This window comes from Cellvibrio chitinivorans, assembly GCF_035117775.1.
In the GTDB taxonomy this organism is placed as follows: domain Bacteria; phylum Pseudomonadota; class Gammaproteobacteria; order Pseudomonadales; family Cellvibrionaceae; genus Cellvibrio; species Cellvibrio chitinivorans.
In genome coordinates, this window is the sequence record NZ_JAYKKN010000001.1 from 271002 (window position 1) to 297682 (window position 26681).

19 protein-coding genes are annotated in these 26681 nt (G+C 47.3%); 4 read left to right on the forward strand and 15 right to left on the reverse strand.

What is annotated here, in order from left to right:
• Nucleotides 1-53: 53 nt before the first annotated feature.
• The 4 genes from SPL68_RS01190 to SPL68_RS01205 all read right to left on the reverse strand — a co-directional run bounded on the left by SPL68_RS01190 (nt 54) and on the right by SPL68_RS01205 (nt 8653).
• Complete coding sequence (locus SPL68_RS01190; RefSeq protein WP_323813234.1) at nt 54-1067, reverse strand: cupin-like domain-containing protein; 1014 nt, start codon at nt 1065-1067, stop codon at nt 54-56.
• Nucleotides 1068-1135: 68 nt separating this feature from the next.
• Nucleotides 1136-1858 carry a SapC family protein gene (locus SPL68_RS01195; RefSeq protein ID WP_323813235.1) on the reverse strand — a complete coding sequence of 241 codons (723 nt, stop codon included), beginning with the start codon at nt 1856-1858 and terminating at the stop codon, nt 1136-1138.
• Nucleotides 1859-2075: 217 nt separating this feature from the next.
• Nucleotides 2076-5033 (reverse strand): TonB-dependent receptor, encoded by a 2958-nt coding sequence (locus tag SPL68_RS01200; protein ID WP_323813236.1) that lies wholly within the window; start codon nt 5031-5033, stop codon nt 2076-2078.
• Between the two features lie 353 nt (nt 5034-5386).
• Complete coding sequence (locus SPL68_RS01205) at nt 5387-8653, reverse strand: glycosyl hydrolase (RefSeq protein ID WP_323813237.1); 3267 nt, start codon at nt 8651-8653, stop codon at nt 5387-5389.
• A gap of 397 nt (nt 8654-9050) precedes the next feature.
• Here SPL68_RS01205 and SPL68_RS01210 point away from each other — a divergent pair, with 397 nt between their 5' ends.
• Nucleotides 9051-9977: a hypothetical protein gene (locus SPL68_RS01210; protein WP_323813238.1), complete on the forward strand. Its 927-nt coding sequence runs from the start codon at nt 9051-9053 to the stop codon at nt 9975-9977.
• A 271-nt stretch (nt 9978-10248) separates the two neighbouring features.
• Here the strand turns inward: SPL68_RS01210 and SPL68_RS01215 are convergent, their stop codons facing one another.
• Both SPL68_RS01215 and SPL68_RS01220 read right to left on the reverse strand, forming a co-directional pair.
• The gene (locus SPL68_RS01215; RefSeq protein WP_323813239.1) at nt 10249-14268 is read right to left on the reverse strand and encodes a translocation/assembly module TamB domain-containing protein; all 4020 of its coding nucleotides are present in this window, start codon (nt 14266-14268) and stop codon (nt 10249-10251) included.
• A 51-nt stretch (nt 14269-14319) separates the two neighbouring features.
• Nucleotides 14320-16113, reverse strand: coding sequence for an autotransporter assembly complex protein TamA (locus SPL68_RS01220; protein WP_323813240.1), 1794 nt, complete (start codon nt 16111-16113; stop codon nt 14320-14322).
• 159 nt (nt 16114-16272) lie between these two features.
• On the opposite strand from SPL68_RS01220, the gene SPL68_RS01225 reads away from it, so the two are divergent.
• From SPL68_RS01225 to SPL68_RS01235, 3 genes are read left to right on the forward strand one after another with little or no spacing between them, the layout of a single operon-like run.
• Nucleotides 16273-17118 carry a 23S rRNA (adenine(2030)-N(6))-methyltransferase RlmJ gene (locus SPL68_RS01225; protein ID WP_323813241.1) on the forward strand — a complete coding sequence of 282 codons (846 nt, stop codon included), beginning with the start codon at nt 16273-16275 and terminating at the stop codon, nt 17116-17118.
• A gap of 44 nt (nt 17119-17162) precedes the next feature.
• A complete protein-coding gene (locus SPL68_RS01230) occupies nt 17163-17564 on the forward strand; it encodes a hypothetical protein (RefSeq protein ID WP_323813242.1) in 402 nt (133 codons plus the stop codon).
• A gap of 15 nt (nt 17565-17579) precedes the next feature.
• A complete protein-coding gene (locus tag SPL68_RS01235; RefSeq protein WP_323813243.1) occupies nt 17580-17933 on the forward strand; it encodes a DMT family protein in 354 nt (117 codons plus the stop codon).
• A gap of 68 nt (nt 17934-18001) precedes the next feature.
• Here the strand turns inward: SPL68_RS01235 and SPL68_RS01240 are convergent, their stop codons facing one another.
• The 9 genes from SPL68_RS01240 to SPL68_RS01280 all read right to left on the reverse strand — a co-directional run bounded on the left by SPL68_RS01240 (nt 18002) and on the right by SPL68_RS01280 (nt 26681).
• Nucleotides 18002-18460 carry a GNAT family N-acetyltransferase gene (locus SPL68_RS01240; RefSeq protein WP_323813244.1) on the reverse strand — a complete coding sequence of 153 codons (459 nt, stop codon included), beginning with the start codon at nt 18458-18460 and terminating at the stop codon, nt 18002-18004.
• A 43-nt stretch (nt 18461-18503) separates the two neighbouring features.
• On the reverse strand, nt 18504-18905 hold the full coding sequence (locus SPL68_RS01245) for a hypothetical protein (protein ID WP_323813245.1): 402 nt from the start codon (nt 18903-18905) through the stop codon (nt 18504-18506).
• 26 nt (nt 18906-18931) lie between these two features.
• Nucleotides 18932-20314: an MATE family efflux transporter gene (locus tag SPL68_RS01250; RefSeq protein WP_323813246.1), complete on the reverse strand. Its 1383-nt coding sequence runs from the start codon at nt 20312-20314 to the stop codon at nt 18932-18934.
• Nucleotides 20315-20434: 120 nt separating this feature from the next.
• Entirely contained in the window at nt 20435-21259 is an 825-nt protein-coding gene (locus SPL68_RS01255) for an ion transporter (protein WP_323813247.1), read from the reverse strand.
• 11 nt (nt 21260-21270) lie between these two features.
• Nucleotides 21271-22500 carry a heme biosynthesis protein HemY gene (locus SPL68_RS01260; protein WP_323813248.1) on the reverse strand — a complete coding sequence of 410 codons (1230 nt, stop codon included), beginning with the start codon at nt 22498-22500 and terminating at the stop codon, nt 21271-21273.
• The gene (locus tag SPL68_RS01265) at nt 22500-23639 is read right to left on the reverse strand and encodes a uroporphyrinogen-III C-methyltransferase (protein WP_323813249.1); all 1140 of its coding nucleotides are present in this window, start codon (nt 23637-23639) and stop codon (nt 22500-22502) included. Before SPL68_RS01265 ends, SPL68_RS01260 begins: the two co-directional genes overlap by 1 nt.
• Nucleotides 23640-23655: 16 nt before the next feature.
• A complete protein-coding gene (locus SPL68_RS01270; protein ID WP_323813250.1) occupies nt 23656-24492 on the reverse strand; it encodes a uroporphyrinogen-III synthase in 837 nt (278 codons plus the stop codon).
• A gap of 2 nt (nt 24493-24494) precedes the next feature.
• Nucleotides 24495-25439 (reverse strand): hydroxymethylbilane synthase, encoded by a 945-nt coding sequence (gene hemC / locus SPL68_RS01275; protein WP_323813251.1) that lies wholly within the window; start codon nt 25437-25439, stop codon nt 24495-24497.
• 141 nt (nt 25440-25580) lie between these two features.
• Complete coding sequence (locus tag SPL68_RS01280) at nt 25581-26681, reverse strand: extracellular solute-binding protein (RefSeq protein WP_323813252.1); 1101 nt, start codon at nt 26679-26681, stop codon at nt 25581-25583.

Here is a 26681-nt window from a genome sequence, read left to right on the forward strand (position 1 = left end):
TCTATCTATATTGTTTATATCTTTATTTTTTCTTCATTTTTTGAAAGCCGTGATTAACGGTTCAGACGATTCAACAGCTGCGCGCGTAAACGGCGCGCGGTCATTTCATCCATATTGCTGAGCATACCGCGTTTTTCTGCGGGAATATGATCAAAGCGATTATCGTCATCGCTGAAAATGTAATAGTCGAATAAATTTTTCCAGTGCTGGCGCTCATCCGCTGGCAGCGAACGGAGATTCATAAAAGCATGATTAAACGCATCTAAAGGAGAGCCTATATAAGACGGAAACCCAACCCACCAATAATTCACCATCAGATTAAACGGCATTAAACCCTCAACGTGATGCCACCACATGCTAGGAATATAAATCGCATCGCCCTGTTCCAGTTCGGCAATTTGTGCATTGGCCAGTGCTTCGCGGTAGCGCGGGAATTTTTCAAAATCGGGATTGTGCATATCCACCATGCTGATGGCTTGCCCGGCCGGATTAAATTCCAGCGGGCCGATATATAAATTTTCCAACTGATTAGGAGGGAATAACACAAAGCGACGTTTGCCGATTACTACACAGGCGATGTTGTCCGGCACATCATGGTGCGCCGACACTATAGTTTTATTGCCCATCCACAAACTGACGCGCGGTTTAAATGAGCCGATGGTTAAATCATTTTCTGTGCGAAAGCCCGGCACGCAGGCATCTACCGGCATTGAATCTACATAGTAAGCGCGCTTGGAACCGGCAGCGTGTAATTTTTTAATGTTTTCATACACGCCGGTTAAAGGTGAGCGAATACGCTCATGGGAAAATCCGGTGAAATCCTGATTGTAAAAAATTTCACCTTGATTATCGCTCGCGCCAATGGCGGTATTGACCAGTTCACCATTATAAAATTGGCAGAGATATTGATAGGCGTCTTCATCGGAATTATTGGCGGCCTTGACTATAGGCCAGTTTTTTACCAGACCTTTTAATACCAAGGGTACGGTGGATTCCAACACACTTGAGGGAATTGCGTCAGGTTCAATTCCATCCAGTACTTGGATTGGTTGCATATTTGCAAACATCTTCTGCTCTCCAGCTTTTTCTTTCTTGTATCAATACCCGTTGAGATGGGTTTTATTTATGTAGCAATTTATTTAAGGAGCAATTTATTCTTTTTATTGATTAGTTTTTTGATATTGGCGAGTGACGCGATTGAGATGTAAATCAGTTCCAGAAAATTTTGTTTGTGCAGGCGCGACAATTGTTCTGCATTCAGATCGCGCAATACTTTTTCATTGATAGTGTAAAAACCGTTCATTTCAATTTTCTGGTTATTATCCAGCGTAATTTTTAAGGTGAAGGGTTCCAGTAAATCTTCCGCCTGCAAAATATCGGTAAAGCGTTTACATACAGTAACACCATTAATCAATTCGGCAAGGATGGAATTGATTTGCTCCAGATAAGGCGAGTTGCCGCCATGTTCCAGAAAAACCGGATTGCCGCTGGCAAGGCTCACACGCGGATGTTCAACATCAACATGAATCACCGGTTCGCGCTGCCCGGTCTCGGCGTTTTGAGTATAGCCAATCGCAAACGGAATGCGTGCTACAGACAAGGGTGTGTAAATGTCTTCCTGACAGAGATCGCCGACAAATAAATTTTCGGCGGGCGAAAAACCAAACAGCGCAACCGCTTCAAATTGATTGCCACTTGCAGTGCGACGAAAAAAAATCGGGAAGCAGGCTGCGACCTGACGAAATTCCCACGGGATAATCGGCGCATAACCAATTGCCTCGCCACTCAAGGGCGCGGCATTTTGAATAATTTTTAAATCCTTATGGGTGACATTATTGAGTAATTCGTTCTTGGCCACACACAACTCCCGGATAAATCAAAAAATTAAACTGTTTTTAAAAAGAAAAGGCCGCCCTAAACAGCGGCCTTTCCTTGTATCAAACTAAAAGCTAATAAAAAACGTTTACGGTGCAGCTCTGGCAAGGCAAATTTATTCGAAAAAGCGGAGTTTATTGAAATAAATGAGCATTTTTAGAATAAATTTAACGCCGCCAGAGCAAACAAGTTAGTTTTTCTTAGAAGTTGTAGCGAACACCCAAGTTATAACGCGCACCATATTGAGCAGCAGATTTAAGCTGGTTTTCATAACGCGCATACACACGTTGTGACTCGTCAGTTACGTTAAGACCTTCCACAAACACAGTCATACCTTCAGCAAACGGCAAGTCGTAACTCACCATAATATCGACCTGACCGTATTCTTCGGTGTAGTAAGGCGTGTTGCCTTCACCGAAACCGTTCAAGAAAGTATCACGCCAGTTGTAGGCGATACGCGCTTGCAAACCGTTAGCATCATAGAAACCAACCAGGTTGTAAGAATCGCTCAAGCCGGGCAGTGCAAACTGGAAATCAGTCGATGAGTTATCAACATCAATATCGCTTGATACAAAGGTGGCGTTAGCCTGCATACCAAAACCCGATTCACCAAACATGTGCTGCACCGCCAATTCCCAACCGTGGAATGAAGCCTGCTCCTGGTTCTCCGGTTGTGTCATGTTGAACAGCGCCAATGGATCATTGTTGTTTTGCACTATGTGCTCATCCACCGCCAAACCTTCGTTGGCTTTGATGCGTTCAACCACATTGGCATCGGTTGGTGTAATACCTTCACTGATCAATTGTTGGCGCGCCAGATCTGCACGTGGCCCTTGCGATGGATCGCGCAGGTTGCCCACTTCACGCGGGGTAATAACGTCAACGATAAAGTCATCTACGTTCTTGTAGAAGAAACCAGCTGACACATAGCTGCCTTCGTCGTAATACCATTCCGCTGACAGGTCGATGTTATCGGCCATAAAGGGTTGCAGATCGGGGTTGCCCGCGGTACCGGTACGCTCACCCGGTTTTGGACGCGTGGTCACGCTGGTAGTACCAATCATGCTGCCAAGGAAAGGACGGGTGATAGAGGTGCTGGCACTAAAGCGCCCAACAATATTGTCAGTGACATCCAGAGAAACATCGATGCTCGGCAACCAAACACTGTAGTCGCCGCCAACTGAGGTATAGGAACTCTCGTCTGCCAGATTGAGGCTCCACTCAGTTTGGTTAATCCACACAATTTCTTCCGGATCGCGCTGGAAGCTGTTGGCCTCAATGTCCGTGCTTTCATAACGCATACCAGCCGATGCTTTAATTGGCATATCGTATACATCACCAGCACTATTGATCTGGAAATAAGCACTGGTAGTTTCTTCTGTCACTTTGTGATCGCTAACCGGATTACCATTTACGTCCGGCTGCATGGCACCTTCACCGAAGTTAACGCGTTTGCCAGTGGTTTTAGCCCACTCGGCTTCAGCGATAGATACGCCGCGTTCAAAATCCCAGGAATGATAGAAAGGCACGTTGGAGCCGCCGCCCGAGAAGGATGGGGTCAGGCCATTGAGTTTGTGCTCTTCAAAAATATCGTCCGGGTACAGATCCTGATTGCCACCGTACCAACCCGCAGCGATCTGCCCGGTACTAAAGGTACGCCAGTGGTTGACGATCTCGGATTGCCCCACACCAAAATTGATTGAGGTAATACCGGAATCCTCATTGGTGTCAAAGGTGCCATCAAATTGGAATTGGGTAACTTCCGATTTATTGTTCTCAAGGTTTGCCTCGCCAAACAGCGAGTCGTAAGACGCTGCGGTCGGCATGCCATCCACAATGCCAGTACCCGGTCTGAAGGTAACTTCCATATAAGGAATGTCAGCCCCTGCGGTTGCATCGTAGGTTTTTCTGTCGATAAACGGCGCAGCCAAGATAAAGAACGCATTTTGGCCACGACCAACACCACCATTTTCATTTTCGGAATTGTGGGCGTCGAAGATAAAGCTCAGGTTATCAGTTGCTTCCCATTCCACATTGAAGCCAATCGAATTGCTCTCGGTTTGGCTGGTGTTGAGGCGGGTGTTGGACGCAAAGTCATCGCCAGCTGCAGTCAGCTTGGTGATGGTGCCGTTTTCGTCGATTACCACTTCGCGCGCATCACTACCGGAATCGTTGTAGTAAATACCGGTGCCGGTGTTAACGGCGGTCACATCCACTTTCGCGTAGGTGTAATCCAAAGTTGCTTTCAAAGTATCAACTGGCGCGTATTGCAATACCAACTGGCCATTGGTGCGCTCGCGGTGCCAGTCTTCAATGCCGTAACCAAAGTTGCGTGGGTAATAGGTGTTGCCGTTTGGATCGGTGCGGTTATCGGTCACATCCACTGTCGCACCGGCGTTGGCTACGGCAGTTTCAAAATCGATATTGTTGCGCCAGTTGTCGATACTCGCGCTCACAGTGCGGTTATCGCGCTCCTGATAAGAACCGGAAATCGATACCCCGAAGGTGTCATCGGCAAAGGTGTTGCTGAAAATACCGGAGACTTCGGGAGTAACGTCATCACCCACTTCGTTAGTGGTATCCATTACCGCTTTGGCGCCGAGGCTCGCCTTGAGGCCGGGATTATCCAGCGGGCGCGCAGTTTTAATATTCACCAAAGCGCCAATACCGCCGCTAGGACGAGTGGCACTGAAGGTTTTATAGACATCTACACCGCTGACACTTTCAGCGGCCAGATCGGAAAATTCAAAACTGCGGCTTTTGCCCAGAGTAGGCATCTGGCGGCCATTGAGGGTAATCAGGTTGAAGTCCGGGCCAAAGCCGCGCACGGTAATCTTGCTGCCTTCGTTGTTTTGGCGATCGATAGATACACCGGTAATACGCTGCAAGGATTCCGCGAGGTTGGTATCCGGGAACTTGCCGATGTCTTCGGCGGAAATGGCATCAACTACGCCGGTTGCATCGCGCTTGGTATCCATTGCGCGCTGCAAGCTGCCTTTAATACCGGTTACGACCACTTCTTCGATGTTGCCGTCCTGCGCGACTGCAACACCCGTCATGCCGACCAGCGCCGAGGCGACTGCAGTGGCGAGCAGCTTTCTTTTGAAACCAGTTGATTGGCTTTTAAAACCAGTTGATCGTGTTAGTGTCTTGTTCATGGAGTTCTCCATTTCATTATTGGTATGAAGTTATTGTCGACCGAATCTTGATGGTGGTTCTCTCATCCCCCCCTGCCGAATCGCGACTGCTTTCTAGCAAGTTCATAATTGCAACTGGTTCACACAAGTGTCGTCCCACCTTAAAAATCACTTGAACCTGACCCATGTCACTTTTTGCAGTCATAACTGGGAAAACAGCGTTTCTTTATTTATCAACAACTTAAGCTATTTTTTAGCGTTACCAAGCGTGGGAATTTTCTACTCAACGAAAAAAGTGGGACGCATAAAAAAACCCTGACCGAACTTCTTCGGTCAGGGTTTTGGCGTTTAAAGCCGGTGATTTACAGCAGCTCTTACAGCTTGGTAATACGGAACCAGTTCAAATTCCAACCGCCCTGTTGGGCGAAGATTCCAAGGCTGTAAGTCCCTGCATTGAGGGTCACTGTCTGGCTAACCGTCGTCCAATTTTGCCAGCCACCGGTCGCTGGAATGGTGACATTACCCAAGACGATGGAACCGCCATTTAGATCGGATGACAGCAGCGATCCCGATGGGCTTGCCACACGATACTCAAGCTTGTAGCTGCCAGTGGTTGGAATGGTGATGTTGGCGTAGGCCATCCAATCGCCCGCATCTATATAAGCCACATTCTGGCCACCGCCGGTATCGGTCGTCGCTTCAGTTTGTACGCCATTCATCGAAGTAAAGGCTTCCGCTTGTACCAACTGGGTAAATGCCGGTGCGGAGCTTGAGGCAACCGAGCTGCTAGTAGCTGGTGTGCTGGAAGTCGATCCGCCAGAGCAGCAAGTGAATTGCGCCCATGCAGTGTCGATTGCGCCAGCGCCTTGGGCGATAGTGAAGAAGTAGTTCACCGTCGCACCCGCCGGAATACCGGTCAGCGTGTAGGTGTTGTTATTGCTCGCATTGGTCATGCGGATATTTTGTTGCGCGCCACCATTGATGGTGTAGTGAATATCCGCCCAAGCCGCGTTGTTGGCGTGGAAACGCACGCTGGTGCTGCTCAACACTGTATAGCCGTAAGGCGCCGCAGGTGTAGAGCTGGCAACCGATGAGCTGGCTACTGATGACGGCGTAGATGAAGCCACACTGCTGGATGACGAGCTAACCGCCGAACTGCTGGTGCCCGAACAGCCTGCACCGCTGGATACCACTGATTGACCAGTGCGCTTAAAGGCATAACCTTTGGCGGGAACCGAGAAACTGGTGCCGTCCGAGTAGGCCACATTGAGCGCCGAGCAGCCAAAGTTGTAGGCGATATAAGTCAGCGAGCCATTCTTATTAAACGCCACTGCCGCCGGATGGTTAGCCGTAAGCGCGCCAGTACCCGTCGCCAAATGCCCCAACTGCTTCATGGTGTAAACCCACTGATAGGTATGGGCTTTGGTTTCGCCCTGCTCTGGCGTCAGGTTGTTCAAGCCATAGGCGAGCATATCGTCCAGCGCCGCTTGGCCATTGGTCATCGCCCAGATATTCCACCAGACATCGCGCCATTGATCATTAGGCAAGCCCGAAGGTTTACCGTTGGATGACTCGCTCAAACCGAGACTGACATAGTTGGTGAGGTAGTCCGCATGTTGACCTATGTGCAGCACCAGCGGGCTAAGCGGCAGACCTTGAATGCCGAGGATGTGTGCATAAGCGCCCGAGAACCAAGTCGAGAACACATGGCCGTTGCCCCAGATAATCGAGGTGGTGGGCTTGGTGTAAGTCGATGAGAAGTTGTCGTAATCGCCACCCAAGCCTTTAAAGCGGTCGATATTGTTCCAGTATTCCCAGTAGGTCGCGGTGGATGATGCATGCAGATACATACCGCGATCTACCAAGGCATTGTTGCCGGTGATCATGCCGTAGAGCACGATAGCACCGTAGGCGTTGGCCGCTTCGGAGGTGGATTCGTTGTTATTGCCCAGCGCAAAGTTGGCGTGACCTGATGCCCAGGAGAAACCGTAAGCAGGGTCGAAGTTGCGCAAGTAAGGGAACATGGAATCATCGCGACCGGCGGCGTAATCGCGGATCAGCAACTCCACCATCGGGCCGTATTGGGAAGATCCACACCAGCTGACATCCACACGGCAGATTTCCGCTGCTGCACGCACAAAGTAACCGTAGTGGAAGTGGTGGTCGTTCAACTGTTGTTGTGCGCCGAAGGATTCATCAAACCCGAGCAGCGTGTTCCAGTTGTTGTCGTAAGCGAAATATTTGGTGGTATCCAAAGCACCGGTGGTATTGGCGCGGAACCAATCCTGCAACTCGCCCTTCAACCAAGTAATCAGCTGATTCGCCTCAGCCGTCATGCCTACGGAGCGGGCGATAGCGGCAAGTTCAGCAACCTTGCCGTAGTTTTTGCCTGCCCAATAGGTATCGGTAAAGGTGTTCCAGTTGGCACTGCCCTGGTTGATAAATTCCGTCACCAGCGCGCGCAGTTGAGTGACGTTGTAATCGCCAATATTTTCCGGGAAATAAGGCAGCACACCCACGTAAGGAATGGTGTAACTAAAGCTGCTGGTAGTCGCAAACTTGGTCACCCCACGCGCCGAGCGCACCTTATAGCTGGTCACGTCTTGGGATGAGTTCTTCCAGTGCAAAGGCAGCAAACCCGCCATAGTGGTGACGTTGGCGCCATTAAATTGGTATTGATGGCTCACAGTCACCATGTTGGTGGCGCGATTAACGCTGTAGTTGATGTTGACCTTGTCCACCCGTTGGGTCGCGTATTGCGCAAAGGCAGAGATCATCGCCGCCGATGGCGTGCCCGTCAGCTGCGGCAACCAAGCCACGGTCATGCGCTTGCTGGCATTGCTCACGCCGATACTGTTGCTATTCACGCCGCTGAAAGTGGTCGCATCGTGACCCACAATCAAAAACGCATTGCGATTGCCCGCCACGTCTGTCCACACACCCAGATTGTTGCCACTTTGGTGGAAAATTCCTTTTTCGCCGCCGTCAGCTGATTTGGTGCGCACCACCAGATTTCCCTGCAAGGCGGTGAAATAAACATAGGGCGAACCCTGTACAAAGGTCGCTTCCATCACTGCCGTAGAACCACTTTTCCACTGTACAGTCACCGAGCCGTCACTGTAATCCTTGAGGAAGGCATCGAGGTTGGAATAGGCCGAGTTGCCAATGGCGATACCATCAAACACTTCACTGAAAGGATCGGGAATCGCATAAATAGTGTCGTTAGTGCCGGTGCGCAATCCACCCGGAATCCCCAACAGCCGCACACCGCGCTCGGTAATGCGCGCGGTAATCGGGTCAGGCGTGATATAGCCCGCATCGGTAGACACACCGATCTTCATCTCCCCCATAAACGGGATCGAACCCCACCAGCGGTGAGTCATGGTCGGTTTGGTGCTCGCGGGGGAAACTTCTTGTGGGTAGATGGGCGTTGGCGCGCCAATCGGATTGCAACTGCTCACGCCGGGTTTAACCACGCCCGCATTGTGGATCCAGTTGCCGTAGTCCACGGTGCATTTCCAGCCCGCGGTGTTGATGGTATCGCTGATATTACCTGCGCCGTAATTAATGATGGCCGCTTGGCTCGCATGGGCAAAACCCAGCGCGCCCAGCACCAGCAAGGCTCGTTTGATTCGATTCATAATATTGACCCAATGGTTGGTATTAATTATTCACACTTATTCAACTTCAAACCGGGAGCACTGAGCCTCTGGGGTACTGCGTCAACTTCACTGTTATTGTTATTAAAGCCCCTATTGATATCAAAGCCCCAATGAGGCCAGATTGTGCTCCAGCCCCTGCATCCTCTACCTCCGCGCCGCACAGGTCGTCCCATATTGGGCTGCAAATGCAAACTGGGCGTGTCTCACTTTGCTGCATATAAAAGGGGAAATACAAAAGCAGGCAGATTTGTCGCATAAGTTTTCGCCATTGCTCATCTTGGGCTAGGCTTAAAACTGCCGGAGCACGCACATATTTATTCGGCGCGAATAACGACAATAACCAATAAGACGAATGGCGACCAAAGCGGAAGGAAAGATGCCCCAAAGAAATAACAGCAAGGTCATTGATCGGTGGCGATATCTGATATTGATAGCAGCAGTCACTATCGGCAGCTACGCACAAGCAGAGAGCGAAACAACTACCACAGATGCACTGACACAATCGAATTCAGCGCCCATGACCGTGCGCTATTACGATCGCGGCCAAAAAGATGCACGCCACGCTTATAAATTTGCCTTGATTAAACGCATCCTCGAAGTTACTCGCGCCGATTTTGGCGATTACGAGATAGTGCCCTTTAGCGAGGAACCCAGCGCCAAACGTCAGGCATTGCTAATCAGCGAAGGTAAAATTCTCAACCTGCTCTGGGCGTCACCGGGGACGGTGATTGCACGTGCCGATGTAATCACAGTTCCCGTAGATATTCTGCGCGGTCTGCTGGGGTATCGCGTGTGTCTGATTAATCCCGACAATTTCCCCAATACCGAAAAATTGACATCGATCAACCAGTTACAAATTGCACAAGGGCTCAACTGGGCCGATATCGACATTTATAAACACAACGGCATCACACCAAAACAAGCTCCTACCTTTGAAGCCCTGTTCGATATGCTGGCAGCAAAACGTTATGAGTGTTTACCGCTGGGCGCCGATGAAATCATGCACACCTGGCGCCACCAAAAAAATGAGTTTCCCTTTTTAGTCGTAGAACCGCATATGTTGATTTATTACGACTACCCGATTTATTTGCACATCAGCAAACAATTTCCTGAATTAGCAGAACGGATAAAAACCGGATTGGAAAAACTGCAGCGCAGCGGGGAATTTGATCGTTTATTTAAGCAGTACCACGCAAAAGATTTGGCGCTACTGCAACTCAACCAACGCAAAATATTTTGTTTGAAATCGCCCTACTTACCCGAGCAAGGGCAATGCGAAAAGCGTTTGGATTTTCCACGCTAAGCGAATAATCAAAATACACACGCACATAAAAAGCTGCCCAACCTTTTCAGATTGGGCAGAAGGAGTGCTACGGACGAGTAGCTTAGGGAGGATAGATTTCACCACAGCAAGTATTGCTAAACGATATTTAATGAGTCTATGTGCTGACAGGGAGAAAACAATTATCTTAAGTGACAATGTTTAAAATACAGACGCAGCACACAAGGCAATTGTGTGCTGGTATACAAGAAGATAGGAATTGCGTTACCGCGTTAAATGCAGCGATTAATAATTAGCGCTCAATTTTATAAACAATATCTACACTTTGCGCTTCGCCGGATTCAGCCTCCAAACGCAAATGTTTAGTGAGTTGATATTCCATTCCCACACTAAAGGCGCGGTCAAAAATCCCCACCACATAACGCACTAATAATTTCGGGGTGAGATATTTACCAATCCACAATTGGCTCTGCTCGATACCGTCATCGGAATTGATTTCCAATTCATCCAAGTGAAATAACTGGCTAATACCCGAGGTAAAACCGCCATCGGAATCCATGCCCAACCCACCCATAGCACCTAACAATACCGATGTATCCGCTTTACTCATTTCACCTGCTGGCTTGCCGGTCATTAGCATCATCATTGCCTGGCTTTCAGAGTAATCCGATGGCACTGAGTAGACATGCGCAACCGGGCGCTGCAGTGTTCCAGTGATATCCAAGCCCACTTCCGCATCATCCGCCGCTTTGATAATACGTGACGCACGAATATCCAAGCCCGGGTTTTCATAGGAGCCCTGAAACACTAAACGACCGCGATCAATTTTGAGTGACTGACCGTAAGCTTTATAACTACCATCCACCACACTGACATAACCACTGGTAAAAAATTGTCGCTGCGGTTCTTTCTGCAAATTCAACTCACCGGACAATTTACTGTTCAAACCAAAGCCTTTGAATTGCACATCATTGCCCAGTGACAATTTCAAGTTGATGGCAGTGTCCACCACCGACTCTTCTTTTTTCATTCCTTGATCGTTGATAATCACCGCGTCACTCGACACCTGCGTCGCCGATTCCGGCAAGCGTTTTATATTCGCGCGTGCCCAGGGAATAATTGCAGAACCGGATAGATTCATATTGCTGGCATTGGCAGTGACTTTTATATCGGGACTAAGTGTGGCTTTCAATTGCGGAAGCGATACCACTTTGACATTAGTGCCGTTCAAAAAACCTTGCAGCGACCAATCCGGTGTACCGATTTTATTAATGTCGCCAACTAATGAGAGAGTTCCATCACCCGACTGCAAGCGACTCATCACATTAATATCACCCGCTTGAGTAGAGGTAATATCCAATTCCATATTGGTTAAGTCCAAACCCAAGCGCGGCAAATTGGCAGTGCCATTATGCAAACTGATATTGCCCAGCACATAGGGTTTTGCAAAAGTGCCACCCGCAGTGAGATCCGCACGAAAATCACCTTTGACATCATTGGCGTAAGGCAACACAGTTTCCAGCGGCGCAAGATTGTCAAATTGCATCAGTACTTTTCCATCGACAATTTTTTGCTGCACCAAATCCAAATTCGCATTGGCATTGATAGTGCCGTAACCTACCCACTCCATTGTCGCTACTGCATCAAAAATCGATTTTTCCAGAGTGGCGCGCACACCAAAATTTCGCCAAGCGTATACTTCCGTCGTACCACCAGCATATTGGTAGCGCAGCTCCGCATTGCGTGTAGAAATATTGCTGGTAAGTTGCGTAGTGGCGAGCGAAAAATCTTTACTGGAATAATGCACTGCGCCATCCATCACACCGGCAAAGAAAACTTCTACTTTAAAGAAGGATAAAAACTGACGCAGCGGAATTGAATCCAGTTTTGCATTAGCGGTCGCACCAGACTCTTTGACCCATTCACCATCGAGGCATAATTGCGGCAGCGAATATTTTTTTACGCCGGATGACGGCAACTGCTGGTTTTGATCCAGCCATCCGTAGGGACTTTTCACCGGTGACTGATTGGGATTCCATTCACCAATAAGCTGCTCACGCGCCAACAAATCTGCATCTTCCACAATTCCCGTCAGGTTAGTGCGCGTAGTAAAGCACTGGGCACCCAGCGTCACTGCATCGGCATTTACTTTTATGGGTTTACTGGATGTCAGCCACCAACGCGGAATTTTTTTTGCCTTGACCGAAAACTGTGTCAGTTTTCCAAGCCATTCACCTTCACGATAACCGCCTGCCAATTTGAGATCGGCATTACCATAGCTAGGATTTTTTACACTCGCAGAAAATTCGTGTTTATTAATAGAGCCGGCGCCATCCACGTTGATGGTTGAAAAACGGTTCTGCGCCAAGCGCAATTGTTTTGCATTAAACGTTAGCAGATAGCCCTCATCGCTTAACTCTGCAACTAGCTTATTGAGTGCATTAGCTTCTGTTGCTTGCTGTTCTGTTTTTTGCTGACCTGTTTTTTTCTGCTCCGTTGCTTGCGGATCAACTGATTTTTTATCAGCAGTCTGATTTTTTGATTTGGTTTTTTTATTGTCAGCTTGCTTGTTTTTATTCTCCGCCGTTTGCTCGGCCATAGCTTCAACAACTGATTTTGGCGCAAGCGATAAATCCAACTGATCTACGCCAAAGCTGCCAAAAGCAACATTTTCCATATTTGCCTGCATTTGAACGCGGGGCTTATTTTTATCACCCCGCAATTCACCTTGACTAAAAACACTGCCGCTTACACGTTCATCCAACTGCTGCAACAAGGGTGCATTGACCATCCAATCCAGATGAAAAGTATCGCCAATTGAGCCATTTACCTGCACACGGTTAGCACCGACAATGACATTAAGCGCATCGCTATGCAGCGTTTTGTTTTCCAGAAAAACGTTTCCACTGGCCTGTAAATTGACGCCGCGCAATTCACCTGAGGCATTTAAATTCTGAACGTCTGCACGCAAAGCGCCATCCTGCAATGTCCCTTGCGAGTCAAATGCAAGATTAATATTGCTCGGCCAATTTTCTATCAAACTGGCTAAATTTAATTTTTTTGCATCGGCATTAATTTGCCATTCAACTGTTGGCAACCAGCGCACATCACCCGTTAAACGCAAACCATTTTCACCCTGGGCGCCCGGCCCCAAAGGTGCTTTTGTGGCTGTTGCGCTGGCAGCGGCAACATTAGTTGTAGATGAATTAGTTGCAGTTGAATCAGCAGCAGAATCAATAGTCGCATTCACCAATGCACTCGTGTCCGCACTAATAACCTCATGCAGCTCACGAATAAATAAATTGCTAATATGAACTTGCTCTACACCGCCATCAACAGTGGCAGTAACCGCCAACGCAGGGGCGTCGGGCAAATGTATATTGCCATCCAACTGCGCTGAATATTGTTGCCAATGGCCAGATGCAGTTAACTTTCCATTCAAAATAGGTTGCGGCTGCTCGGGAATCCACCATTGCGCGGGCAAAGTTTGTTGTTGCCACTCCGCCATCAAACTCATTACTGGTGTTATTTGTAGCTCTTGCTTTTCATTAATCACTTGCACTTTGGCATCGGCAGTCAGAACCATCGGCAAACTGATTTGATTATGCAACTGTACTTCATGCAAATTGCCGTTTAATTCAGTCACGCCCATATAACCCAATGCAGGCGCCGCATCCGGATCCTCATCATCCACCATCGGCTGCCACTGCCATTGCAGCTCTGCTTTAGAACCGTAGGGAAAACGCAAACTGGTAATGCCACTTAAATACAAGGCGTAATCATCGTGCAGCAGGGCAAGATTGTTGTAGCGCAAATTAAAGGTGCCCAAACTTAATGAACCACTTAATTTTTGCCAATGCAGTTTGGTTTCGTCCTGAATGAAATCGATATTGGTAACAAGCAACTGATCCAATTGAATCCGTATCGGCAATGCTAGCGACGGCCATTGGCTAAAGGGCTGCGGATCAGATTTTTCTTCTGCCGCAACAGGAATCTGTATAAACAGTTTTTTTGCTTGTAAAGATTGAATCGATAAAGTGCTGTAAAGCAGAGCAGCAGGCTTCCAGCGAAATGAAACCTGTTCTGCGCGATATTGCTGGTCAGCAAGAGTGTAATCAATAAAATCCAAATCCAGGCCAGTGCGTAAATCCCCATTAATTTTACCCACGCGAATATCGACCAGGCTGGCAAGACGCTTTATTACCCAACGGCTTCCGGTTTCTGTTTCAACCAGCGCACTAATGCTGGCGAGCAGGATCAGAAAAACCGCGAGAAAGCTTAAAAAAATGTTACGAAGTTTACGTAAAATCATTTATACAACTATCAATTCGTTTAATAACCAATCTATTCAATATCCATGTGGTTATAAATCTGGCCCCATGGTGATATGTAAACGCCAACCTTTATCGCCATCAAGCGCTTTGGCAACGTCCATACGAATCGGGCCTATAGGAGAAATCCAGCGCGCACCTACACCGGCACCGCGCATTACATCAATCTCGGTATCATTTGCCGCATTACCTGCATCAAAAAATACAGCTGCGGCCCATTTGGTATCTTTAAATAAATAATCGTATTCGATGCTGTTAACCAATAAATTATTACCGCCGACTACAACCTCTTTCATGGTGCCATCAGGCTGCATTACTTCTTCTGTTGGCCCGAGCGATTCATAGTCGTAACCACGCACACTCGCATCACCACCAGCATAAAAGCGTACCGATGCAGGCACTTCACTAAAATCATCCACCTGAGTCGAGCCCAATTCTGTGCGCAATAAAATACGCCCGAAAGAAAAGCCTTTTACATATTTTGCGCGCAGATAAAGCTGCACAAAACTGAAATCAGACCCCAAGCTTTCCGGTGAACCGGATAATTTACCCAACACCGACCAGCCCCATAAGGGATAGGGTGCGCCATCAGTTTTCGTGCGCGTAATAGCCACCGAGGGAACCAATAGATTAGTTCTGGTTTCAGGATTAGCGCCGATGGTTGAATCTTCCTGTTCAAAATCCAGCGCGTAGGTTTGCAGCCATTTGTTGTCTTGATAATGAGTGTAGCTAGTACCATAGGTATCTTTATAACTGCGTTTGGAATCGGTAATTTCCCGATCATATCCAGTATAAACTCGCAGAAATTCATAGGCGGGGCGGCGCATGGGAATAGTGTAGGCAAGCAGCGCTGAGGTTTTCTTTTCGGCTGCATTAATATCCGCCGCTATAGAATGACCGCGCGAATTCACATAGCGATCATCAAACCCCAAAGTCACACGCGGCCCCGTATCGGTTGCAGCGCCAAGACCCACAGAGTATTCACGGCGCTTACGCGCTTCTAAATGTATATCGATAGGAGCCTTTTCATCATTCAGCGCCTGCATATCGGGCGCGACAGTTGCGATAGCAAAATAATTGCTGGCGTTATACATATTACGCAACTCCAGCAACTCATCCGAATCGTAATAGTCGCCTTCCCTGATATTAAAATAGCGCCGCAAAAAATCATCGCGCAAAATGTTGTGACGCAATCTAATTTCGCCAATGCGATAACGCGCACCGGTGTTGTAAATTAATTCAATGATGGCAGTTTTTTCTTTGGTATCGATGGAAATTTGTGAGTGCTGAAATTCCGCATCAAAATAACCATGCATAGATGCCCGTGTACCAAAGCGGGCCTTCAAAGTTTCATAACGGCCATGATTTAAACGATTACCCACTTTAATTCCGGGCTTCTCGTAAATATCGTTAAAAATTTTATCTTCCCTGCCCTCACCATGAATTTCTATACGAATTTCTTTCACCAACACAGGGTCACCGGGAGTAAGAGCGATCTTTAACCCCCAGCAATCTTTTTCGTTGTGCAATTCCGCATCGTATTCAAGCTCGTAATAACCCAGGGCTTGGGAGGCCGCTTGAATTTCACTTTCGGCATCGGCGAGCAATGAATGCAAACGCCACATGGGCGTTTTGCAACTTTCATCGGCAATCGACATATGTTGAAGAATATTCTCGCGCAGGCTCTTTGTACCGCCCTCAAGCTCGATTTCAGGCTCGGCAGCCAGCAGGGGCAATGCTATCAGCGCAAGCAGAAGCGCGAATCCGCGCGCAAAGGTGGAGACAGAAGTCAGCAATTCCGGAATCTTCTTAATGGGTGGAGTCAAGCGCTACTTTAACCGCTAAACCCCAGGGCTAAAAGGCTAATTTAGTGACAATCTTGTAGGGGTAATTGTTCCTTAGGATAGCTATAATTCAGCTCTTTGCACTGTGCGCGAATACTCATAGAGCGTGCAGCCTGAATAGCCCTCTGTTGGAATTGTTTTATGCTCAGCTATCGCCATGGTTTTCACGCCGGTAATTTCGCCGATGTACTCAAGCACAGCGTATTAATTCACATGCTGGAGTACATGACTCAAAAAGATAAACCGCTGCGCATTATTGATACCCATGCAGGCGCTGGTGTTTACAAACTATCTGGCCCACAGGCACAAAAAAATCGTGAATTTGACAACGGCATAGGCCTGCTATGGGAAACCAAACAGCAGCCTGCAGCAATTGCAAAACTGAACGAATTGGTGCGCACAGTGAACAATGGCGAGCAATTACAACTTTATCCTGGCTCGCCGCTTATCGCACAAACCTTAATGCGTGCAATTGATCGCCTGTATTTGCATGAATTACACCCGGCAGATTTTCAATTTGTGCGCGATGCTATGCGCGGCGATAAACGCGTCAAGGTATTACACGAAGATGGCTTTGCCGGTTTGCAAGCTTTGCTGCCGCCGCCTGATCGCAGAGCATTGGTTTTGCTTGATCCATCCTATGAAGTAAAAAATGATTATCAGCATTTGGTAAAACAAATTGTGCAGGCACACAAGCGCTTTGCCACTGGCACCTACGCGATCTGGTATCCAGTTGTGTTGCGCCAGCGCATTGATGAAATGGAATTGGCGTTAAAAAAATCCGGCATTAAAAATATTCAATTGATGGAGTTTGGTTTACACGCCGACAGTTTTGAACACGGCATGACTTCAAGCGGAATGATTGTGATCAATCCACCCTGGACTCTCTGGGGTGCGATGGAAGAAGCATTGCCTTGGCTGGTTGATACACTCGGCAAAGATGGGCAGGCGTTTTATCGACTGGAACAACTGGTAGCTGAAAAATAAAGTTTTAATTAAAAATCCAAAATTCAATTAGTTGACGAAAAGCGATGAACACAACCAATTCGAATAAACCGCTCAGCACGGCCATGCGCGCTGCTATTTTATCGGCAACGATATTCCCCGGCGCAGGCTTATTTTTCTTACGGCATTATTTTCGCGGTTTTATTTTCGCGGTGCCTGCAACGCTAATCATCGTAATGATTTTCAAAAACCTATTCGATACTGCAATTGCACTTAACCGACAACTAGCTGCTGAAGCAGCTAAAGGCAATTATGCAGTTGATATCGGCCACCTCTGGAGCAGCCTGCACGCATCTCTATTTAATTCACCTTATTGGGATCAAGGAAAATGGATTTTATTAGCTAGCTGGATACTGAGTATTATCAGCTCTTATTTTGCTGGTAAAAAAATCGATATCGCCCAAGCCAAGTTACAACAAAACTCTTAACGCGCGGAACAAAAGATGCATCCATCCATTATTTCCATTGGGCTTTTGTTTTGCAGCAATATCTTTATGACCTTTGCCTGGTATGCGCACTTAAAAGAACTAAACCAAAAGCCATGGATCATCGCCGCACTAGTCAGCTGGGGGATCGCTTTATTTGAATACCTCCTGCAAGTTCCTGCAAATCGTATTGGCTACACAGTTATGAGTGTCGGGCAGTTAAAAATATTGCAAGAAGTCATCACCCTAAGCGTATTCGTCCCCTTCGCTGTGTTTTACATGAAAGAGCCATTAAAACTGGATTATCTTTGGGCAGGCCTGTGTTTGTTGGGCGCAGTATTTTTTATGTTTAGGGACAAATTATCAGCCTAAGAAAACATCATTAAGCCAAACAAAAACGCCGCAACATAATTGCGGCGCTTTACATTAAGTTAGAATGCTTAGCGCAATAACCTAGTCATAAACGCACTGTAAGGGTCTTCGGCATAATCGCCAAATGGCCCGCAGTATTCAAAGCCAAAGCGCTCATAGAGTTTTCGCGCTGGCTCAAAAAAATCCTGTGTTCCTGTTTCAAGACTCAATCGTTTGTAATTGCGCTCATTCGCCGCAGACAATATATGCTCCATCAGCTTGATGGCGACACCCTTGCCGCGATAAAGATTGGATGTGCGCATGGATTTAATTTCTGCATGGTCTTCACTCAGCTGCTTTAATGCGCCACAACCAGCCAGACTTTCACCATCCCATACTGACCAAAAAGTAATTTCCGGCTTGCGTAATTTATCCAAATCCAGAGCATGAACGCTTTCCGGAGGAGATACCGCGTACATATCATCCAGATGCTCTGTCAATAAGAGTGCAACTTCCGGGCCACGCAAATCATCAACTTTAATCAACACGACCAGTTCCTTTTTAGATTACTGATTATTTTTAAAATTTAATTTAAATGACATTTTTTATTATCTGCAAATCAGCTGTCGCCTGCTGATACTGCGCTGGCGTCCATACAGTTCGATTGCACATACTTTTTAATTTATAGCTCGATAACTCTTTATAGAGAGACTCATGCAATTGTTTTACAGGAGCATATTCCCCCAATTTGCCACGAAGCTGATTAATAAGTTCCCAGCCAAACTGGGTAAGTGCGACAGATTCACCTTCTATCGCAATCACACTGGTATACAAAAATTTATTAAAGGCTTCAGCAAGCTCATCCAACTTCAAAATTTTCCCGTCAATTTTTGCACAACAGGCTAATAACTCAGTACAAGAATCTGCACTGCCTCGCTCGGTAAAAGCGAGACCAAGTAATATCTTGGCATCTATAAGGTTAAATCTATGCACTCTAGTTTCCTGCTCTAATCACCATATTAATTTGCTTTGGCAAGATTATTCATCCACTTGCGGCTGGCGATGCGTTTTATGACCGGAATAAATTTCAGACCATCCTCTAAAAACATCAGCGCGTAAATATAGATGAACGATATTTTGGTGAGGAAGACGACAGCAATATAAATTGGCAAGCCAAATACCCACATGACTATAGTATCGGTGATTAGGGTAAAACGGTTGTCACCGCCAGCACGCAACACACCTATGATACGCATCATATTGATTACTTTAACCCACACCAGCAAACAAAAAACGCCCAGAGTGCCGAGTAATAAATCTGTTGCCGATTCACTTAGCTGGTCAAAAATGTTCAAGAGCAAGGGGCGTAAAAACCACAACAATGCACAGAACACCAGCAGCAATACAAAAGTAATCCGATCAAAAAATTTATGCAGATGCCAAGCCGTATCATTATTGCCTGCACCCAATTCACGTCCGATTAAAACTGCAGATGCATTGGCAAGCCCGACAAACAATGCAAAAAATGCGCTCTCAATCGGGACTATCACACCCATCACCGCCAAGGCTTCAGTACCGGCGTAACCCGTTGCCAAATGATAGGTAGAATTTCCCACTGCCCAAATTGCATAGTTAGCAACCAGCGGCATTGAAAACGCAAGGTAGCGATGAATTTGGGTTTTATCCAACCCCATTCGCAACTGTGCAATGCTTAAAGCAAAACCGTGTTTTTTTGCGTAAACCCAACCCACTACAATCAGCAACTGCAATGCACGCGAAGCCAAAGTTGCCCAAGCTGCGCCCGCCACACCCAACGCAGGAAAACCCCAGTTGCCAAAAATTAATGCATAGTTTCCAAGGATATTTAAAATTGCAGCAAACACACCGGCAACTAGTGGCATGGTTGTACTACCCAGCGCGCGCAGCGATGCCTCGTAAATCACAACCCACTGGGTAAACAATAATGCGGGAGCGGTAATGATGAGATATTGCGCCGCAAGCGATACCACCTGCGCATCGGGATTAATCCATCCAACCCAGGTATTGGATGCAAAACCGAAAATAAAAACAAACGGAATCATCACCAAGGTGCCAACCAATAAAGTCACTGCGAGCGTGCGTTGGCAACTGGCAAAATCTTTTGCACCTATGTACTGCGCGATCAAAATACTACAACCGGTCGCCAGACCACTCATCAAGACCAGCAATAAAAACTGGATTTTTGCAGCCAGCCCCACAGCGGCAATAGCATTTGCACCCAAGCCACCAACCATGATGACATCTGCCATACCGAGCAAGGATTGCAGTAACATCTGCGCAGCTACAGGTAATGACAATACAATCACGCTGCGCCAGAAAGCGCGCTTGTCATTAATAGAAATTAATTCAGGAGTGGAAACCACAAGAAAACTCCAAAGAGGATCGATGTATCGAAAAATGATACTCGCTCAGTATAGAGTTTTGGATTGAATAGGATTGTTAAAAAGTGGTAAGACGCTAGTTGAGTTTGAGGAGAAATCTAATCAGTCGTCTTCCGTTGGTTTGTTTAATTCACTACCACAACGAGAACAATAATCAGCTTCCCGTTCGTGCCCTTTTTTACCACAGTTAGGGCATTTAACTAACAGCTCATCGCGTCGCATTTCACGTGCTAGTTCTGCAGTCACAATTCCAGTTGGAACCGCAATAATCGAATAACCTGTTAGCATCGCCAAAGACGCAACTACCTGCCCGAGCGGCGTTTGTGGTGTTATATCGCCATAACCTACCGTTGTGATTGTGACTATCGTCCAATAGATACTGCGCGGAATGCTGGTGAAACCATTGGCCGGCCCTTCAACCACGTACATGATCGAACCGAAAATTGTTGCAAACACAATAACCACAAAGAAAAAAACCGAAATTTTTCGTCGCGCCTGAAACAGCGAACGAATCAGTACATTAGCTTCATCCAAATAATGAATAAGTTTGAGCACACGAAAAATTCGCAACACACGCAGTAAACGAATCACCAACAGATAGGTGATATCGGTGAAATATAATCCGAGATAAGAAGGGAGAATCGATAATAGATCCACAATGCCGTAGGCACTTTTAATATATTGCCAACGGTTGGGAGATGAATAAATGCGTGCACCGTATTCAATGGTAAATAACAGGGTAAAAAACCATTCAATGGCGGTGAGATAAGGAGCGTAACGCTGATTGATGATTTCGACGGAATCAATCATCAATGCAGCGACGCTTAACAGAATTGTATAAATCAATAAAACATCAAAGAGTTTGCCTGCAGGGGTGTCCGTACCAAAAATAATTCTGTAAATCCGTTCGCGCAGAGTCTCTTTCATAATCGGCTCAATTAGTTACCCGATTTCTCACTGTCTTGTTCTTGCCCCGCCAAACCAATACTCAGGCGATAGTATTCACTTGCACGTTGATGCTCACCCAATTGCTCCAGCAACTGGCTCATTTCCATACTCGCATCCAGACTTTTGTGTACATTTAAACTGCGCTGGAAATATTCACGCGCAAGCTCGGGCTGCTGATTGCGCAGCATCAAACGCCCCATGGTCAACAGCAGTACAGGGTCTTGCGGTTTATTTTTCAGCCATGCTTCTACAGTGCGGATTTGGCTGTGTATTTCTTTTACTTGTAAGCGGCCATATAAATTCACCAAAGGCTCATACCAACTATTGGAAAGCGCTTTGCGAATAATGACTTCCGCTTCCTGATCCTGATAATTTTCTATCAGCGCTTGTGCGTAAGCAGCAATTGCAGCTGGTAATTTTTGTACTGCACGCGGGTAAGACTTCCACAGGTTTTGCAGCATGGGCATACGCTCAGCGATCAACAGTGATTTACACTGGCTACTAAGCGACTTCATTTTTTCACAGGCAAGCAGAACTTCTAATTCTTCAAACTCAACATTGGACAATACTTTTGCTTTGCGCATTGCCGGAAACATTTCTTCCAGCGCGCGCCAATTTTTCTGCGCGATATAAATATGATGCATTAAATCCAATACCGCTGGCTGACGCGGCATTTTGATATCGATAGGTTTCAAAATACTTATCGCCTGCTCATAACGCCCAGCCTGTACATGCAGACGCGCGCGCGTCAATGCAACAGGTAGTTCGCTGTGATGAATAGCGAGTGCCTTGTCGAGAATATTGTCAGCCTCAGCCTCGTCGCCCATTTCAAAACTGCTGCGCGCTGCTGCAATATAATTTGCAAGTGGATACTCTACTTTATCCATGGTGCGCACCAGCTTCTTATGCGCAGCAAACCAATCACCAGTGAGATAATCAACCATGCCGGTTGCGGCACGTTTTTGCGCACGCTCAACGCTGCCGAATAAAAATATCTCGCGGAAACGACGCACCATTTCCACGCTGCCAAACAGTAATTTGCGCAAAAACCACAACGCCAGATAAAGCAACACCACCATAAGTGCAGCAACCCAAAGGGTCATTTCTATCGTTTTGGTGCCATAGGCAATCAGCAAATAACCATCACCGCGCCAAAGCAGAAATACCAGCGCACAGGCGAGTAGAACAAAGGCAATGGCTTTTAACAGACGACGTCTCATTAGCGCACCCCGCGACGAACTGCAGCCATTTTTTCACGCTTGGCGATATATTCGGCTAATGCAGCAGATGAGTTGCTAAAGTTGGTCAAATCAGGTGCAACTTCTTCTTGCTGCAACGCTTGCAACTCTTCCAATACCGCCGTTGCTTTTTCATTGAGGCTGTAATATTGGTTAATCCAGTTTTGCGCTTTCACCAGACTCTCCTGATAAATTCCCTCTTCATTACGCAATAACGCAACCTGCGCCTGCTCCAACATCAAACGTAAATTTTGCTGCAAATATTTTTGCTCAGACGGCGGCAATACCGCATTGATTGTTTTACCGTGATCACGCACCCGCACATAGGAACCCAACTTGTGCAGAACGCCATAAAAATAGCGCGTCATTTTTTGTTTGAAGGTTTCGTTTTCAGGAACGATTTCTTCTTCCAAAAGTGACTCTTGTGCACCCAATGGAGTGATAAAGGGAATGGCATCGATTTGGTTGGAGACAGCGGATAGACGCAGATAAATTCCCTCGCGGTCAATCACTCCCACCAACTTCAATACTGAAATTTCTTCTGCCAGCAATTTGCGCACGCCCATCAAATCAGCCTGATCAATTTCACGCAACACATCATCAGCAGAGAGCGCTAAGGCCAAGGCATTTTGGCTATCTTTTTCAAGTAGAATACGTTGATCTGCCAAGCGCAGTAAATACTGCGCTTCCTGCAACTTCCACTCATCGCGATTCACACTGGAGAGCGACAGCAAGCGCGCGTTATTGTTATCCAATTGTTCTGCCATATCATTCAAACTGGATTGAATAGCCGATTGCTGCTCAACAAATTCTTTATCCAAGGTATCTTCCATTACCTGCTGACGAATTTCTGCTTCTTGTATTTTTTGATCGACCTGCGCGCGCAGCTCTTCAATCAATTGCTGCTGACTTTGTGTTTGCTGCCAGCTATAGAAACCGCCAAAAAATAAGGCGGCGACAATTAACACCACAAAAAACCACAAGAGCGCAAAACTCGCTGCGTTTTTCTTGTCTGTCGCTGATGCGACTGAATTTCCCGCAGAAGAAGCAGATGACGATGTAGGCGTAGATACTGGGTCAGTATTGGTTGACGGCTGGATTGTCGGTTCGGTATCAGTCACTGTGTTAATCCTGTAATTAAATGCACTCTTGTGTGCGACAAAAATCTAACAAGGCCGCTGTCATGGCACTATCGGTAGCGTTTTCAGCGCGGATAATTCGCGCAAACCCAGCTGCTTGCGCAGTGTCAGCAATTCGCTGACTGGGAACCAGCACAAACAAATTACGCAGCCATGTTGAAAGCGATTGCTGTTGCGCCGGCGTAAGCTGCGCTAGCGCTGCCAATAAATTTTGCAGGCTCTCACCGCTATGTAAACTCATTACAATATTGGTGCTTGCCGCTTTGGTATCTGTCATCAATTGTAATAATTGTTCTGGTGCCTGCGCTGGCAGCACTCGCTCATACAACTCACAATAATCGACCCAGGCACCACGTTCATGCAGCTTTTCAGCAAGATGACCGCGTCCGCCGCAGCCGCGAAAAATAAGAATTTTTTCGCCATCAACATCTTGCAAGTGTTCAGCATTGAGCAAATCTTCGCTGGTCATACCGCCACTATTGCTAACGGCCAAATCCTGCACGCGAACGCCGTAATCAGCCAATTTTTTTGCTGTTGTAGCACCCACCGCAAAATAATCGATTCCGATTGGCAACTGCGGCCAGTAATCTTCAAGCCATGTCATACCGCAATCGACGGCATTCTGACTGACAAAAATCACCTTTTGGTAGAGATCAAAATCCAGAATTTTGTTTTTGATCGCCCGAATTTTTTGTTCGTCGCTAACGGCCACAATATCTAACAGATTGACTCGCGCGCACTCAAAACCCAGCGTTTGCAAATGTTCAGCCCAAGGTGCCGCTTGCGCTTCAGGCCGGGTGATAACTACACGAAAGTCTTGCGCTGAACTGGCCATAATTAATCCGCGCTGGCGTAAACCTCGGCGAGAATTTTATCGGCGCCAGCCGCGAGCAGCCGCTCGGCCAGCTCAATGCCCATTTTTTCGGCATCGGCAACTGAACCGGAAATTTCATCAAACAGCATTTGATTGCCATCGGGCGAACCAACCAAACCGCGCAACCATAAACCTTCGCCCTGATGAATAGCATAGCAGGCGATAGGCACTTGGCAGCCGCCTTGCAGGTGACGATTCATAGCGCGCTCTGCCAAGACTTGCTCGGCTGTCGCTTGATGGTGCAAAGGCTTCAGCAATTCGATTGTTGCTGCGTCGTCGATGCGGCACTCAATTCCCACAGCGCCCTGCCCGCCCGCAGGCAAGCTTTGTTCGGGAGTAATGAAAGCGCGAATGCGAGCCTGCAATTCCAATCGGATCAGACCTGCGGCCGCGAGAATAATTGCATCGTATTCGCCATCATCCAATTTTTGTAAGCGCGTCTGCACATTGCCGCGCAAAAATTTAATCTGCAAATCCGGGCGATAAGCCAATAACTGGCATTGGCGACGAAGGCTAGAAGTACCGACTACCGCGCCTTGAGGCAAGTCATTGAGTGAATTAAAACGATTGGAGACAAAAGCATCGCGCGCATCTTCACGCGGGCAAATCACCGACAATCCCAAGCCCGCCGGAAATTCCATAGGCACATCTTTCATGGAATGCACTGCAATATCCGCATCACCTTCCAACAGCGCCTGTTCCAGCTCTTTGACGAACAATCCCTTGCCGCCCACTTTGGCCAAAGGCACATCGAGAATTTTGTCGCCGCGACTGGTTAATGGCACTAATTCAACCACTAAACCCGGGTGATGTTTTTCCAATTCAGCTTTGACATATTCAGCCTGCCAAAGAGCAAGCAGGCTTTTACGAGTGGCGATACGCAGCGGGCGCGCAGCAGAGTAAGTCATGATAGAAGTACACCAAGCAAATATTGGCCGTCATGATAACACTCTGACCTATAGAAGGACGAACCCAAGTCTGTACCGTAAAACTCTGCGCAAAAAAAACGCCAGCACTAAGGCTGGCGTTGTGGGCGATCTGATCGCAGCTTATTGGCCTGCTTTCAGCAACTCCCAGTATTTTTCGTAAACCAATACGGTATCGCCCAAGTCCTGATGGAAGCTGCCCTTGGCAATATCTTCCGCGGCAGGGAATACGGTTTTGTTGTTGCGCAGCGCTTCATCGAGCAGAGCAATACCGGCAGTGTTAGGTGCGGCATAGCCCAATTCTTCGATAGCAGCTTTGGCACTTTCAGCACGCAGCATAAAGTCGATGAACTTGTGTGCGTTTTCTACGTTGGCCGCGCCTTTTGGAATTACAAAGCTATCAACCCACAACACCGCCCCCTCTTCAGGATAAATGTATTGCAGATTATCCATCTCCTGCTGTGCCATATAGGCTTCACCGTTCCAGATGGCACCAATACTGACGTTGCCTTGGATCAATGGGGTTTTGGGTGAGTCAGAGTTGATCACTTTGATGCTTGGCCACAGCGCTTTCAGCTTTTCATACGCGGCTTTGATTTCTTCTTCATTGGTGCTGTTGTTTTGGAAACCGGCAACACGCAGACCTACGTAGAAGTTGTCACGGACATCGTCCATGATCATCAACTTGCCAGCATATTCAGGCTTCCACAGGTCAGCCCACTTGGTAATCTGGCTTGCATCAACATCATTGCCATTGATCGCAATTGAAGTCGCACCCCACAAATAAGGAACACTGAATTCGTTATTTGGGTCGTATGGCTTGTTCATCATGTTGGCGTCGAGGTTGCCGTAATTCGCCAGCATGTCTTTTTTGATTGGCTGAATCAGACCTTCTTTGCGCATTTTTTCAACGTAGAAGGTTGACGGCACAGCAACGTCATAACCCTTGCCATCCATCAATTTGATTTTGGCGTACATCGCCTCGTTACTTTCGTAAGTGGCGTACTCAACTTCGATGCCGGTTTCTTTGGTGAAGGCTTCCAACACAGCGGCAGGAATGTATTCAGTCCAGTTGTAGATCACTACTTTTTGCGGGCCAGCAGCGGGAGCAGCCGCTTCAGATGCAGCAGGTGCAGCGGTAGTTTCTGCAGGTGCCTGAGTCTCAGGCTTATCGGAACATCCACTGATCAAAAGTGCTGCGGTTAGAGCCAACCATTTTTTCAT